Raw genomic sequence first — 15,039 nt, 5'->3', positions numbered from 1 at the left:
ATGCGGGACGGCCCTCGAAAAGCCGTGCTCAGACGACCTGTGCCGGATTCATCGGATCATCAGCCCTGTGGGCCGCCGAAGAGCCCGCCACCACCCGGAGGACGCCGGGTCTGCATGGGTGTCGGGGACTCGACCGGGTCGCCGGTGGGTCCACCCGTGGCGCCTTGATCAGTGCCGCCGTTCTTGCCGCCGCCGTGCTTGCACTTGGGGTCGAACAGCCCGCAGTCCCTGCTGGGCGACGGCGAGGCGGACGGGGACTTCGACGGCGAGGGGGAGGCCGACGGCGAGGCCGCGGGCGAGGCCGAAGGCGAGGGAACCGCGCTGGGGGAGGGACTGGCGCCGTCCCCGAAGACCTTCTCGCCGATCGGCTGAGGCGCGTCGAACTGGAGAACCGGCTGCCCCTTGAGGGCCTTGCCCATGTAGTCGGCCCAGATCTCCGCCGGGAACGACGCACCGTGGATCGTGGGCTTGCCGCCCACGCCGCGCATCGACAGGAACTCCTGCTTCTTGGCGTTGGGGTCGACGCGGTACATGCCGATGGCCGTGGACAGCTGGGGGGTGTAGCCCGCGAACCAGGCGGAGCGGTTGCCGTCGGTCGTACCGGTCTTGCCCGCCACCGGACGGTCTCCGAGCTGCGCCGAGGTGCCGGTGCCCGCCTGGACGACGGTCTTCAGGACGTCGGTGACGTTGTTCGCCACGTTGGCGTCGAAGGCCTGGGCGGTCTTCTCCTCGTGCTCGAAGGCCGTCTTTCCGTCCTTCTCGACCTTCTCGACCGAGTAGGGGTCCGCTTGCTTGCCGCTGGCCGCGAACGTCGCGTAGGCGCCCGCCAGCCGGATCGCGCTGGGCGCCGAGGTGCCCAGGGAGAAGGTGGGGGTGAGCGAGGCGAGCTGGTCCTTGTCGAGACCCGCCTTGAGCGCGGCCTGCTTCACCAGGTCCGTCCCGACGTCCATGCCGAGCTGGATGTAGGGCGTGTTCACCGAGAACTGCATGGCGGTGCGGAGGCTGATGGGCCCCTTGTCCTCGTCACCGTCGTTCTTCTGGTGCCACTCGCTGCCGTCCGTGTCGTGCCAGACCGCGCCGGTGTACGTCCGCAGCGTCACCTTGTTGTTGCCGTTGTAGATGCTCTCCGGCGAGACGAGCGTGCGCTGGCTGTCGCTCTGCTGCTCCCCGAGCTTGGGGTTGCGCTTGCCGTGCGACATCGCGGCCGCCAGGACGAAGGGCTTGAACGTGGAGCCGACCTGGACACCGGTGTAGTCGGCGTTGTTGGTGAAGTGCTCCAGGGCGTTCTCGCCGCCGTAGATGGCCACGAGCTTGCCCGTCTTGGGCTCCACCGAGGCGCCGCCGAACTGCACGAACTGGTCGACGGGGCGCACATCCGGCTTGATGTTCGCCTTGCGCACCTCCTCGACCGACTGCGACAGCGCGTCCACCTTGTCCCGGTCGAACGTGGTGTAGATCTGATAGCCGCCCTTGTCCAGCTCGGCCTTGCTGATCTTGGAGTGGGCGATGATGTAGTTGTCGGCGAGGTCGGTGAGATAGCCGATCTGGCCGGCCCGGTTCGTCGCGGGCTTCGGCTTCTGCGGCATCGGGAAGCCCTGCTGGACCCACTTGTCGCGCTCGGGCGCCTCCATGCGGCCGACCTGGACCTCGCGGTCCAGCGTCCACTTCCACCGGTCCGTCGCGCGCTTGAGGTTCTTCTCCGGGGTCGCCGCCGGCCCCTGGCCACCGTACGGGTCGTAGAGGTTGGGGCCGTTCAGCGTCGCTGCCAGGAAGGCGCCCTCGCTCGCCGTCAGCTGGGTGCAGTCCTTGTCGAAGTACGCGCGGGCCGCGGCCTGGATGCCGTACGCACCACGTCCGTAGTAGGCGGTGTTGAGGTAACCGGCGAGAATATCCCTCTTGTCCTGGGTGGCGCCGACCTTTATGGAGATGAGCAGTTCGGTGGCCTTGCGCTTGAGCGTCTGTTCCTGGCTCAGATAGGTGTTCTTCACGAACTGCTGGGTGATGGTCGAGCCGCTCTGGGTCTCACCGCCCTGCGCCATCTTCACGACCGCGCGCGCGATGCCCATCGGGTCGACGCCCCAGTCCTTCTCGAAACTGGCGTTTTCGGCGGAGATCACCGCACTCTGCATCGACTTGGGGATCTGCGCGTACTGCACGATCTGCCGGTTGAGATTGCCGCCGCCCGCGACGACCATCTGTTTGCCGTCGGCCCAGTAGTAAACGTTCTTCTGGACGACCGACGCCTTCTGGGCGCTCGGCACCTGGACCACGGCCAGCGCCACGCCCACGGTGCCGATGATCAGCCCCACGAAGGAGATGCACAGGCCCGCGACCAGCTTCCAGGACGGTATCCAGCGCCGTACGCCGGTCTTGCCCGCCCGCGGGTAGTCGATGAAGCGCTTGGCCGCCGGGCGGCCGTTGTCCCTGCGCCCCCGGCCGCCGGGGCCGGCCTCGGGCGTACGTCTCCGGCCGGCACCGGGCCCGCCGCGCTGGGAGGCGCGGCGGGACTCGGTGCGGCTGCCGTAGCGGTTTTCCTCACCTCGGCTTCGCCCCGGGGCGCTGCTGGGCGACGCGGCGCGGCGGCCGGGCGCCGGCTGCTGGGACCCGCGACGGGCTGCGGCTCGACCGCCCCCTTGGGGTGGTGGCGGCTTGCGGCGGTGCTCGCTCATCGAACGGTTACTCCTCGGGCAGGCGCTATCGCCTGACAGCGGCAGGTGGCTTGCGTTCCCCCCGACGTGCGGTCCGGCTGTCCCCCTGAACGACGGGCCGCACTGCATACGGGACGAGGACGCCCGACGACGTCACCCGGTTCCCAGTGGTCTGCATGCCGCACAGACTACGCACGGCCAAATCCCGCCCACTGCGGATGTTCACTCCAAATCAGGCCTGTTGTGTCCCACGAATCGGTGATGTGACCTCGTTCACCGTGCCTCCCCTTGTCGACTCGGGACGCCCGTTCTATCGTCTGGATGTATCGAGTCGATACATCAGCTCAGTACATCAGCTCGGCACAACGGCACGGCATAAGGGACCAATAAGAATTAGGGATCACAAGGACTAGGCTGTGGGGGACAAGGAGGCGAAACATGAGCAGACGCTCCGGCATCCTCGAGTTCGCCGTCCTCGGCCTGCTCCGCGAGTCCCCGATGCACGGCTACGAGCTGAGGAAGCGTTTGAACACCTCGCTCGGCGTGTTCCGTGCGTTCAGCTACGGCACCCTCTACCCCTGTCTGAAGTCCCTGGTGGCGAACGGATGGCTGGTCGAGGAGCCCGGGAGCGCTCCGGAGGACGCCCGTGCGGCGTCCCTGGCCGGGCGGCGGGCGAAGATCGTCTACCGCCTGACGGCAGAGGGCAAGGAGCATTTCGAGGAGCTGCTCGCCCACACCGGCCCGGACACGTGGGAGGACGAGCACTTCGCCGCCCGCTTCGCGTTCTTCGGGCAGACCTCACGGGACGTGCGGATGCGGGTGCTGGAAGGCCGCCGCAGCCGTCTGGAAGAGCGCCTCGAGAAGATGCGCGCCTCCTTGGCCCGTACCCGGGAGCGCCTGGACGACTACACCCTCGAACTTCAGCGACACGGCATGGAGTCCGTGGAGCGCGAGGTCCGCTGGCTGAACGAGCTGATCGAGAGCGAGCGGGCCGGGCGTGACAAACGCAACGGCCCGGACCAGTGAGTCCTGCACTTGGGCAGGGCTTCGTCGAGTACTAACAGGGAGCAACCGGAATGGGTTCGGTTCGCGTAGCGATCGTCGGTGTGGGCAACTGCGCCGCCTCGCTGGTGCAGGGCGTCGAGTACTACAAGGACGCCGACCCGAACGGCCGCGTGCCGGGTCTGATGCACGTGCAGTTCGGCGACTACCACGTGCGTGACGTCGAGTTCGTGGCCGCCTTCGACGTCGACGCGAAGAAGGTCGGTCTCGACCTCGCCGACGCCATCGGTGCCAGCGAGAACAACACCATCAAGATCTGCGACGTGCCGGCGACCGGCGTCACCGTCCAGCGCGGCCACACCCTCGACGGCCTGGGCAAGTACTACCGCCAGACCATCGAGGAGTCCGCCGAGGCCCCCGTCGACGTCGTCCAGGTCCTCAAGGACAAGCAGGTCGACGTCCTGGTCTGCTACCTGCCGGTCGGCTCCGAGGACGCCGCCAAGTACTACGCGCAGTGCGCCATCGACGCCAAGGTCGCCTTCGTCAACGCCCTCCCGGTCTTCATCGCCGGCACCAAGGAGTGGGCGGACAAGTTCACCGAGGCGGGCGTCCCGATCGTCGGCGACGACATCAAGTCGCAGGTCGGCGCCACCATCACGCACCGCGTGATGGCCAAGCTGTTCGAGGACCGGGGCGTCATCCTGGACCGCACGATGCAGCTGAACGTCGGCGGCAACATGGACTTCAAGAACATGCTCGAGCGTGAGCGCCTGGAGTCCAAGAAGATCTCCAAGACGCAGGCCGTCACCTCCCAGATCCCCGACCGCGACCTGGGCGAGAAGAACGTCCACATCGGCCCGTCGGACTACGTGGCCTGGCTGGACGACCGCAAGTGGGCCTACGTGCGCCTCGAGGGCCGCGCGTTCGGCGACGTCCCGCTGAACCTGGAGTACAAGCTCGAGGTCTGGGACTCCCCGAACTCCGCCGGCGTCATCATCGACGCCGTGCGCGCCGCGAAGATCGCCAAGGACCGCGGCATCGGCGGCCCGATCCTCTCCGCTTCCTCGTACTTCATGAAGTCGCCGCCGGTGCAGTACTTCGACGACGAGGCTCGTGAGAACGTCGAGAAGTTCATCAAGGGCGAGGTCGAGCGCTAAACCCCGCGCCGCACAGAGCCTTTCGCGCACCCATGGGTCCCCGGGCAAATCCGCCCGGGGACCCATGTGCTGTGTGAGGCTGGACCGTATGCCAGTTGTGCGTGATCTTCGCATCCTGCTCCGCCTGCGGGATTTCCGCCGCCTCCTGGCAGTCCGGCTCCTCTCCCAGGCAGCCGACGGCGTCTACCAGGTCGCCCTCGCCACCCACGTCGTCTTCTCCCCCGAGAAACAGGCGTCCCCCGCGGCCATCGCCTCCGCCATGGCCGTGCTGCTCCTGCCGTACTCCCTCCTGGGGCCCTTTGCAGGCGTCCTGCTCGACCGCTGGCGCCGCCGCCAAGTGCTGCTCCACGGCAACCTCCTGCGCGCGGGCCTCGCCGCCGTCACGGCACTGCTCGTCGTCGGCCGCGTGCCCGACTGGCTCTTCTACGTCTCCGCGCTGTCCGTCACCGCCGTCAACCGCTTCGTGCTCGCCGGGCTCTCGGCCGCCCTGCCCCGCGTCGTCGACTCGCCCGAGCGCCTGGTGATGGCCAACTCCCTCTCCCCGACCGCCGGCACGCTCGCGGCGACCGCGGGCGGCGGCCTCGCCTTCGCCGTCCGCCTCGCCGTCCCCGAGGGCACGGCCGCATCCGACGCCTGGGTCGTGCTCGTCGGTGCCGTCCTGTACCTGTGCGCCGGCCTGTGCTCGCTGCGCATGCCCGCAGGTCTCCTGGGCCCCGACGCTGCAGCCCCCACGGCCCGGGTGCGCACGGCCCTCGCGGTCGCCACCCGCGGCCTGGCCGACGGGCTGCGGCATCTGGCGGAACGCCGCGTCGCCGCCTGTGCGTTGACGGCAATGGCTCTGATGCGTTTCTGCTACGGGGCGCTGACGGTCACCCTGCTGATGCTCTGCCGGTACGCGTGGGCGGGCGGCCGCTCCGGCGGACTGGCACTGCTCGGCTACGCCGTCGCCGCCTCGGGGGCGGGGTTCTTCGCGGCGGCCGTGGTGACTCCGTGGGCGGTCGCCCGGCTGGGGCGGTTGGGCTGGATGACGGCCTGTGCGACGACCGCGGCAGTGCTCGAACCCGCCCTGGGCCTGCCCTTCGAGCCCGTCCCCATGCTGGTCGCCGCCTTCGTCCTGGGACTCACCACCCAGGGCGCCAAGATCGCTACGGACACGGTGGTCCAGCAAGCAATCGACGACGGATTCCGGGGCCGGGTCTTCTCGCTCTACGACGTCCTGTTCAACGTGGCGTTCGTGGGCGCGGCCGGAGTGGCGGCCGTCATGCTGCCACCGGACGGGCGGTCCGCCGCACTGGTCATAACGATTGCCGTGATCTACGCGGCAATTGCTGGCGCTTTGGCCTGTTTTAAACGTCGATAAGTGTCACATCAAGGCCACAGGATTTCCATGAACTGCAGAAATGTCATGGACACCGGATACCTTACGGGCTGCATTCAAACCCGATCACGCTCTTCCACGGGGGTCTCCTTGTCCACTCCGCCGCCCAACCAGAACCCGTACGGCCCGCAGGGCGGCGCACCGTACCCCCCGCAGCCGGGCCCGTACGGCCAGCAGCCCGGACCGTACGCCCAGCAGCCCCAAGCCCCCTACGGCCAGCCGGCTCCCGGCCCTTACGGCCAGCCCGGCCCCTACCAGGGCGCACCGGTGCCGCCGCCGGCCCCGAAGCGCTCCTTCAAGAAGATATTCCGGAACATCGTGGTGCCGATCGTCGGCCTCATCGTCATCGTGGGCGGCTGGCTGTTCAACAAGAGCGACGACACCACCAAGCTCGCGGTCGGCGACTGCCTGCAGAACACCGGCACGGACAACAAGCCGGAGATCAAGAAGCTCGACTGCACGGACAGCAAGGCGAGCTTCAAGGTGCTGAAGAAGGTGGACGGCTCCACGCTGTACACCCTGGCCTGCCAGAACGTCGAGGGCACCACTGCTGCGCTCACCTGGAAGGAGCGCTCCAACCGGTTCACGCTCTGCCTGGGCGACAACAAGAAGTAAGGGCTCCCGAGCGGCCCGAAAGCGCCGAGGGGCGGTGTTTCACGTGAAACACCGCCCCTCGGCGCTTTCTCCGCGTGATGTTTCACGTGAAACATCACCCTCAGCGCATCAGCCCTGCTGCGCCGCCCACCACTCCTTGAGCGCGGCCACGGCGGCATCCCGTCCCATCGGGCCGTGCTCGAGCCGCAGCTCCAGCATGTGCTTGTACGCCATGCCGACCTCCGGACCCGGCCGGATGCCCAGGACTTCCATGATCTCGTTGCCGTCCAGGTCCGGGCGGATCGAGTCCAGCTCCTCCTGCTCCTTCAGCCGGGCGATGCGCTCCTCAAGCCCGTCATAGGCGCGGGACAGCGCATTCGCCTTGCGCTTGTTCCGCGTCGTGCAGTCGGATCGCGTCAGCTTGTGCAGCCGGTCCAGCAGCGGCCCGGCGTCACGCACATAACGGCGCACGGCCGAGTCGGTCCACTCGCCGGTCCCGTAGCCGTGGAAGCGCAGGTGCAGCTCGACCAGCTTGGAAACGTCCTTCACCAGGTCGTTCGAGTACTTGAGCTTGGTCATCCGCGACTTGGTCATCTTGGCGCCGACCACCTCGTGGTGGTGGAAGGAGACCCGGCCGTCCTTCTCGAACCGCCGCGTCCTCGGCTTCCCGATGTCGTGCAGCAGGGCCGCCAGGCGCAGCACCAGGTCCGGCCCGCCTCCCGGCTGGTCACGAGGGGCTTCGAGGGCCATGGCCTGCTCGAGGACGATCAGCGTGTGGTCGTAGACGTCCTTGTGCCGGTGGTGCTCGTCGCGCTCCAGCCGGAGGGCCGGCAGCTCCGGCAGGACGAGGGCGGCGAGCCCGGTGTCGACGAGAAGCTTGAGGCCCTTGCGGGGGCAGTCCGAGAGGATCAGCTTGTTCAACTCGTCACGGACCCGCTCGGCCGAGACGATCTCGAGGCGGTCGGCCATGTCGGTCATCGCGGCCACGACCTCGGGCGCGACCTCGAAGTCCAGCTGCGCGGCGAAGCGCGCGGCGCGCATCATGCGCAGCGGGTCGTCGGAGAAGGACTCCTGGGGGGTGCCCGGGGTGCGCAGAACGCGCGCGGCCAGGTCCTCCAGGCCGTTGTGGGGGTCGACGAACTGCTTCTCCGGCAGCACGACGGCCATCGCGTTGACCGTGAAGTCCCGGCGGACCAGGTCCTCCTCGATGGAGTTGCCGTAGGAGACCTCGGGCTTCCGCGAGGTCCGGTCGTACGCTTCCGACCGGTACGTCGTGATCTCGATGTCGAAGTCCGACTTGCGGCACCCCACGGTGCCGAAGGCGATGCCGACCTCCCAGACGGCGTCCGCCCACGGCCGGACGATCTTCAGTACCTCGTCCGGACGAGCGTCGGTGGTGAAATCCAGATCGTTGCCGAGTCGGCCGAGCAGCGCATCCCGTACCGAGCCGCCGACCAGGGCGAGCGTGTGTCCGGCGTCCCGGAAGCGGCGAGCGAGGTCGTCGGCCACGGGGGACACCCGCAGAAGCTCGCTCACGGCGCGTCGCTGCACCTGGCTCAGCTCGTTGGTCGACGACGGGGTGTGGCTGTCATTGTTGGCGTTCGGCACAACAGAAGAGGGTACGTGCCCGCGCGCGGGAGGGCCTCCTCGTTATGGGGCGCTTTCCGACAGCTGCCCCAAAGCAGGCGCAGCCCGGACAACGGCCCTCGGTGACGATCTTGTAGTGCGGTCCGCAGCACTTCGCCACAGCGGGCCTCGTTACCATTCGGGGACGCACCATCCGACGACCAGTGACGACGACGAGGGACGGGCGAGCGCGTGGCCGAGGCGGCAGAGTTCCAGGAGGCCTTCCGGGGGACAACGCCCACTTCCGGCTGCCGGTGGTACCGGCACACCGCAATCCTGCTGGCCGGAGTGCTGGTGTTCCTCGGCCTGGTGCAGCTGCCCGCGGCACCGGCAGCGCACGCGGAGCCGGACGAGTCGTCCGCCTCGCGCTCGGTCGGGGTCTCTGTCGACACGGTGACCCCCGTCGCCCCGAAGCAGGACGACACGCTCACCATCTCCGGCAAGGTGACCAACACCGGAAAGTCGACGGTCAGCGACGCCCACGTGGGACTGCGGGTGGGCCCGCAGATCAGCACGCGCAGCGACATCGACGACGTGGCCGACCGGAGCCCCTTCTCCCCGGGCACCGACGGGTCCGAGGTGGGCGGGAACCACTCCCAGAAGATCGACAAACTGCCTCCGGGCATCAGCCGGGACTTCCTCCTGACCGTGCCGGTCAAGGACCTCTCACTGGGCAAGGACGGCATCTACCAGCTCGGCGTCACCCTGTCCGGGCAGACGCCCGACCAGCCGTACGAGCGGGTGCTGGGGATCCGCCGGACCCTGCTCCCCTGGCAGCCGTCCGCTGCCGAGGGCAAGAAGACCCAGCTGACCTTCCTGTGGCCGCTGATCTCGGCCACCCACCTCACCGCGCGCACCGAGTCCGACCAGCAGCAGACGCCGATCTTCCCCAACGACGACCTGGCCGCCGAGCTGGCGCCGGGCGGCCGGCTCCAGCAGATGGTGGCCCTCGGCAAGGGGCTGCCGATCACCTGGGTCATCGACCCGGACCTGCTCGCCACGGTCGAGGCCATGACCAAGAGCTACCGGGTGAGCGGCCCGAACGGACAGAACACCCCCGGGCGGGGCCAGGCGGTCGCCAAGCAGTGGCTCAGCCAGCTCCAGGCCGCCGTGGCGGGCCACCAGGTGGTGGCCCTGCCCTTCGGCGACCCCGACATCGCCTCGCTCGCCCACCAGGGCAAGGACGTCTCCGGCACGCTCAGCCACCTGCAGTCCGCCACGGAGCTGTCCTCGACCACCGTGGACACCATCCTCGGCGTGAAGCCGCGCACGGACTTCGCCTGGCCGGCCGACGGCGCGGTGGACTCCTCGATCGTGGACGTGGCCACCTCGGCCGGTGCCCACAACGTCATCGCCCGCAGCGACAGCCTCCATGAGACCGGCGGAACTTCCTACGCCCCCACCGCGGCCCGCCAGATCGGCGGCGGCAACACCGCGATCGTGGCGGACGCGCGGCTCTCCACCGCCTTCCAGGGCGATCTGGTCCGCGCCGACGACTCCTCGCTCGCCGTGCAGCGCTTCCTCGCCCAGAGCCTCATGATCAACAAGCAGGCCCCGGAGAACGAGCGCAGCATCGTCGTCGCACCGCAGCGCATGCCCACGGCCGGCCAGGCGCAGGCGATGGCGGAAGCCCTCAGGGGACTGTCGGACGGCCGCTGGACGCAGCCCCTGGACCTGGGCGACGCGGCCAGGTTCCAGCCCGATCCCGCCGCCAACCAGCAGGTGCCCGGCCCCGGCTCCTACCCCGACTCGCTGCGCGCGCAGGAGCTGACCACCGAGGCGTTCGAGGCGATCCAGAAGACCCAGAGCACCCTCGACAGCTTCAAAGTGATCCTCACCGCCCAGGACCGCGTGGTCACCCCGTTCGGCAGCGCGATCATGCGCGAGATGTCCACGTCGTGGCGCGGCAACCCGCGGGGAGCCGCGGCGTTCCGCGACGCCGTGCAGTCCTACCTGGATCAGCTCACCCGCCGGGTGCACCTGATCAAGAAGTCCGACGCGACCCTCTCGGGACGCAGCGCGACGATCCCGGTGACCGTGCAGAACGACCTGCTCCAGGGGGTCCACGGGCTGCGACTGGTCCTCACCTCGATCCAGCCGAACCGCCTCAAGATCGACGCCGCTCAGCCGGTGGAGATCGCGGGCGGCCGGTCGCAGTCGGTGAAGTTCGAGACCCGGGCAAATGCCAACGGTCCGGTACAGGTGACGGCACAGCTCTACACCGATGACGGCCAGCCCTACGGTGAGAAGATCACCTTCACTGTGCATGTCACCTCCATCACCCCTATGGTTCTGCTCGTCATCGCCGGTGGGGTCCTCCTCCTGGTCCTCGCGGGACTGCGCATCTACCTCCAGCGCAAGCGGGCCGCCGCTCGCAAAGCAGCAGGTGGCGAGGGTGAAGCGGAAGACGGCGGAAACCCGGGCACAGGCGGTGGCTCCGGCGACGACAAGCCCGAGCAGCCGGGTGATCCGGCGCCGGAAACCGGCGCACGAAACGGTGGCCAGTCCGGCTCAGGTGAGAAAGTGGAACATTGACGTGTGGTGGGGCCGGCTGGCCGCGGACGATGAGGTGGGGTAGCGATGAACGCGCCGTACGACGGTGACCGCGGTCAGGGCGCGGGCGGTGAGCAGCAGCGGGACCAGCACCCGCCGGTGCCGCCTGCTCCGGCGCCCCCCGGCGCCCCCCTGACCGGTCCGTACCCTCCGGCGCCGGGCATGCCGGAGCAGGGGCCGTACGCCCGTGACCCGTACCTCCGCGACGCATACGCGTCCGACCCGTACCCCGCGCAGGCCCCGTCCGCCCAGGACCCGGTGACCGACGCCCGGTACGACCTGACGGCACCGCCCACGCAGCCCTACCAGCAGGCGCCGGCCAACCAGTACGCCTCCGATCCCCGGATGTGGGCGACGGCACAGGCACCGCGTGCCGAGCAGGCCCCGCCCGCATACGGCGAGGAGGACGCGACCCAGCTCATGAGCGTGGGCGGATTCGGCGAGCAGCCGACCGCCGCGCCCGGGGGGCAGCCCCGCGACGCCTTCGCCCACCTGTACCGCGACCAGCAGCAGCCGTACGAGCCCCAGCGCCCGGCCGGCCAGCAGATCCCGGCTCCCGGGCAGTACCGCTCCCCCGTGCCGCCCCCGCAGCCGCCCGCGGCCGAGCCCGCTCCCGAGCAGGAGCCCGCGGCCGCGGAGCCGGCGAAGGGCGGCGGCCGGGCGGCCGGCCTCCTGAAGTCGAGCGCGCTGATGGCGGCGGGCACCCTCGTCTCGCGCGTCCTGGGCTTCGGCCGGAACCTCGTCATGGCGGCGGCTATCGGCGTCGGCACGCTCAACGACGACTACCAGGTCGCCAACGTCCTGCCGACGATGATCTACATCCTCGTGGGCGGCGGCGCCCTGAACGCCGTCTTCATCCCGCAGCTGGTCCGCTCGATGAAGAACGACGAGGACGGCGGCGAGGCCTACGCCAACCGGCTCCTCACCCTCGTCGTCGTGCTGCTGGCGGGCGTCACCACCGTCTGTGTGCTGGGAGCACCGCTCTTCATCCAGGCGATGTCGCCAACCATCGCCGGGGACCCGGACCGGATGGACGTGGCGGTCGCGTTCGCCCGCTACTGCCTGCCCACGATGTTCTTCATGGGCGTGCACGTGGTCCTGGGTCAGATCCTCAACGCCCGGGGCAGGTTCGGCGCGATGATGTGGACCCCGGTCCTCAACAACATCATCATCATCGCCACCTTCGGCGCCTTCATCTGGGCCTTCGGCCCCTTCAGCGACAGCAAGGTCAGCGCCGCCACCATCACGCCCGAGGGCGTGCGGCTGCTGGGCATCGGCACCCTGCTGGGCCTGGTCGTCCAGGCGCTGGCGATGTTCCCCTACCTGCGCGACGCGGGCTTCCGGATCCGGCCCCGCTTCGACTGGCGGGGGCAGGGCCTCGGCAAGGCCGCCGGCCTCGCCAAGTGGACGTTCTTCTTCGTGCTCGCCAACCAGCTCAGCATGGTGGTGGTCACGCAGCTCGCCACCAAGGCCGGCGCGGTGGCCGAGAAGGCCAACCACACCGGCACCGGCATCGCCGCCTACAACTTCGCGCTCCAGCTCTGGCAGATGCCGCAGGCCATCATCACCGTTTCGGTGATGACCGCCGTGCTGCCCCGGATCTCGCGCGCCGCCCATGACGGGGACGTCTCGGCCGTCCGCGACGACCTCTCCCACGGGCTGCGCACCTCGGCCGTTGCGATCGTGCCCTGCGCCTTCGCCTTCGTCGCGCTCGGCGTGCCCATGTGCACGCTGATGTTCTCGGGCGGCTCGGGCACGGAGGGTGCCACCAACATCGGTTTCATCCTGATGGCCTTCGGCCTCGGTCTGATCCCGTTCTCCGCCCAGTACGTCATCCTGCGCGGGTTCTACGCCTACGAGGACACTCGCACCCCCTTCTACAACACGCTGATCGTCTCCGCCGTCTTCGCGGCGGCCGCCGGGGTGAGCTACCTGGTGCTGCCCGCCCGCTGGGCCGTCGCCGGCATGGCCGCTTCCTACGGCCTCGGCTACGCCGTCGGCGTCGGCGTGGCCTGGCGCCGGCTGCGCACGCGGCTGGGCGGCGACCTGGACGGCTCGCACGTCATCCGCACCTACGCCCGCCTGGGCGGCGCATGCGTCCCCGCGGCGCTGATCGGCGGAGCCGTCGCTTACGGAATCGGTCAGGTTCTGGGCAGCGGCGTCATCGGATCGCTCGCCGCCCTGGTGGGTGGTGGACTGATCCTGATCGCCGTCTTCTACATCGCCGCGAAGCGGATGCGGATCGAGGAGCTGACCGCCATGGTCGGTATGGTTCGGGGCCGACTGGGGCGCTGACCGGAGCACAACCATCGCCCGCCGCCGCGTGTCGTGCATAGCGTCGGACTGTGGGCACAATTGTCTTGGCTGTGGACAGCGTGCAACGGATGGGGAGGCAGGAGCGACGGTGGCGGAACGGAGCACGACTGCCGTCGACGTGGCCGACAACAGCGGCGACAAGCCGCTGACCGCCGAGGCGGGCCGGGCCACGACCGACGGGGCCGAGGCCGACCGGAAGGCCGGCAAGCAGAAGGAGACGAAGCGCGCGGAGAGCGAAAGCCCCGCGCGCGACGCACAACCGCCCGAGCTGCACAGCGGTCACAAGCTCGCCAGAAGGTACCGCCTGGAGGAGTGCGTCACCCGTCTGGAGGGATTCAGCAGCTGGCGTGCCGTCGACGAGAAGCTGCGTCGCGCCGTCGGGGTCCACCTGCTGCCCGCCGACCATCCACGGGCCCGCCCGGTGCTCGCCGCCGCGCGCTCCGCGGCCCTGCTCGGCGACCCGCGCTTCGTCCAGGTCCTCGACGCGGTCGAGGAGAACGACCTCGTCTACGTCGTCCACGAGTGGCTGCCCGACGCCACCGAGCTGTCGGCCACCCTGGCCTCCGGCCCGCTGGAGCCGCACGACGCCTACCAGCTCGTCAGCCAGGTCTCCCAGGCCATGGCCGCCGCCCACCGCGAGGGCCTCGCCCACCTGCGCCTCAACCCCGGCTCCGTCCTGCGCACCGAGACCGGCCAGTACCGCATCCGCGGTCTCGCCGTGATGGCGGCGCTCCGGGGGATCACCTCCGACCGCCCCCAGCGGACGGACACCGAGGCCATCGGTGCGCTCCTGTACGCCGCGCTCACCCAGCGCTGGCCGTACGAGGGCAACGCCCACGGTCTGTCCGGCCTGCCGAAGGGCGTCGGGCTGATCGCACCCGACCAGGTCCGCGCCGGGGTCCACCGGGGCCTGTCCGAGCTGGCCATGCGCGCGCTCGTCAACGACGGTGCGACCGCATCCCGTCAGGAGAAGCCCTGCGCGACTCCGGAGGAGCTGGCCAAGGCGGTCGCCGCGATGCCGCGCATCCGGCCCCCGGAGTCCGCGTACGCCACGCCGCCGGCCTACCCCCGCGTCCAGCCCGGCCCCCGGGGCGTCGGCCCCGCCCAGCCCCTCCCGGCCGTCCCGCCGCCCCCGCTCCAGAGCCGCACGGGCAGGGCGCTCAAGTGGACCGTCTCCGCCATTCTCATCGCCGCGCTGGGCCTGGGGAGTTGGCAGCTGGCGGATACGCTGCTGAAGGACGGGGAGCCGGACGAAACGCCGCGGTCACAGTCGTCGGGGGACGATGCGCCGACGAAGGCCGAGAGCAAGCCCGTTGAGATCAAGGGCGGCACGGAATACGCACCGGACGGCAGTCCGCAGCACCCGGAGCTGGTGAAGGACAGCTACGACCACGACACTCGGACCGCTTGGCGTTCGCGGTCATTCGATGACGGACCCAAGCTCACTCCGTACAAGGAAGGCTTCGGGATCGTCTACGACCTCGGCACCGCAAAGATGATCGACAGCGCTTCCGTGCAGCTGCAGTACGAGGGCGACCACACCGCCATGACGTTCTACGCGGCCGACTCGCCCAGCCAATCGCTCAAGTCGATGAAAAAGCTGACGACTGTGAAGACGTCCGCCAATGCCGCGAAGGCGTCCTGGAAGCCGACACAAGCACGCTACGTCCTTGTGTGGATCACCGAGGCGCCCTACTCCGGAGCCGCCAACTACAGCGGAGCCGGCTACAAGCAGGGCATCACCGAAGTGGAATTCACCGGCTGA

9 protein-coding genes are annotated in these 15,039 nt (G+C 69.5%); 7 read left to right on the top strand and 2 right to left on the bottom strand.

Annotated elements, in window-relative coordinates:
• Positions 1–59: 59 nt before the first annotated feature.
• Entirely contained in the window at positions 60–2,669 is a 2,610-nt protein-coding gene (locus AC1Z4A_RS15675; RefSeq protein ID WP_483679442.1) for a transglycosylase domain-containing protein, read from the bottom strand.
• Positions 2,670–3,086: 417 nt separating this feature from the next.
• Between AC1Z4A_RS15675 and AC1Z4A_RS15670 the strand changes: the two genes are divergently transcribed.
• The 4 genes from AC1Z4A_RS15670 (at position 3,087) to AC1Z4A_RS15655 (ending at position 6,800) form a co-directional block, all read left to right on the top strand.
• On the top strand, positions 3,087–3,674 hold the full coding sequence (locus AC1Z4A_RS15670; RefSeq protein ID WP_099199952.1) for a PadR family transcriptional regulator: 588 nt from the start codon (positions 3,087–3,089) through the stop codon (positions 3,672–3,674).
• Positions 3,675–3,724: 50 nt separating this feature from the next.
• Complete coding sequence (locus tag AC1Z4A_RS15665; RefSeq protein ID WP_483679440.1) at positions 3,725–4,807, top strand: inositol-3-phosphate synthase; 1,083 nt, start codon at positions 3,725–3,727, stop codon at positions 4,805–4,807.
• Positions 4,808–4,895: 88 nt separating this feature from the next.
• Positions 4,896–6,167: an MFS transporter gene (locus tag AC1Z4A_RS15660; RefSeq protein WP_483679438.1), complete on the top strand. Its 1,272-nt coding sequence runs from the start codon at positions 4,896–4,898 to the stop codon at positions 6,165–6,167.
• Positions 6,168–6,275: 108 nt separating this feature from the next.
• A complete protein-coding gene (locus AC1Z4A_RS15655; protein ID WP_483679436.1) occupies positions 6,276–6,800 on the top strand; it encodes an LppU/SCO3897 family protein in 525 nt (174 codons plus the stop codon).
• A 108-nt stretch (positions 6,801–6,908) separates the two neighbouring features.
• Here the strand turns inward: AC1Z4A_RS15655 and AC1Z4A_RS15650 are convergent, their stop codons facing one another.
• Positions 6,909–8,387, bottom strand: coding sequence for a CCA tRNA nucleotidyltransferase (locus AC1Z4A_RS15650; protein WP_483679434.1), 1,479 nt, complete (start codon positions 8,385–8,387; stop codon positions 6,909–6,911).
• A gap of 210 nt (positions 8,388–8,597) precedes the next feature.
• On the opposite strand from AC1Z4A_RS15650, the gene AC1Z4A_RS15645 reads away from it, so the two are divergent.
• The 3 genes from AC1Z4A_RS15645 to AC1Z4A_RS15635 all read left to right on the top strand — a co-directional run bounded on the left by AC1Z4A_RS15645 (position 8,598) and on the right by AC1Z4A_RS15635 (position 15,039).
• Positions 8,598–10,940, top strand: a complete 2,343-nt coding sequence (locus tag AC1Z4A_RS15645) for a DUF6049 family protein (RefSeq protein WP_483679432.1) — start codon at positions 8,598–8,600, stop codon at positions 10,938–10,940.
• Positions 10,941–10,985: 45 nt separating this feature from the next.
• Entirely contained in the window at positions 10,986–13,253 is a 2,268-nt protein-coding gene (gene murJ, locus AC1Z4A_RS15640) for a murein biosynthesis integral membrane protein MurJ (protein ID WP_483679431.1), read from the top strand.
• A 109-nt stretch (positions 13,254–13,362) separates the two neighbouring features.
• The gene (locus AC1Z4A_RS15635) at positions 13,363–15,039 is read left to right on the top strand and encodes a protein kinase family protein (RefSeq protein ID WP_483679429.1); all 1,677 of its coding nucleotides are present in this window, start codon (positions 13,363–13,365) and stop codon (positions 15,037–15,039) included.

This window comes from Streptomyces sp. 17_S59 (genome assembly GCF_056930295.1).
Note: the sequence above shows the minus strand (reverse complement) of the source record. Positions and strands in the feature narration are given on the sequence as shown.

Coding starts and splice junctions, on each gene's coding strand:
- AC1Z4A_RS15675 (WP_483679442.1), bottom strand. CDS start 2,669: ATGAGCGAGCACCGCCGCAAGCCGCCACCACCCCAAGGGGGCGGTCGA.
- AC1Z4A_RS15670 (WP_099199952.1), top strand. CDS start 3,087: ATGAGCAGACGCTCCGGCATCCTCGAGTTCGCCGTCCTCGGCCTGCTC.
- AC1Z4A_RS15665 (WP_483679440.1), top strand. CDS start 3,725: ATGGGTTCGGTTCGCGTAGCGATCGTCGGTGTGGGCAACTGCGCCGCC.
- AC1Z4A_RS15660 (WP_483679438.1), top strand. CDS start 4,896: ATGCCAGTTGTGCGTGATCTTCGCATCCTGCTCCGCCTGCGGGATTTC.
- murJ (WP_483679431.1), top strand. CDS start 10,986: ATGAACGCGCCGTACGACGGTGACCGCGGTCAGGGCGCGGGCGGTGAG.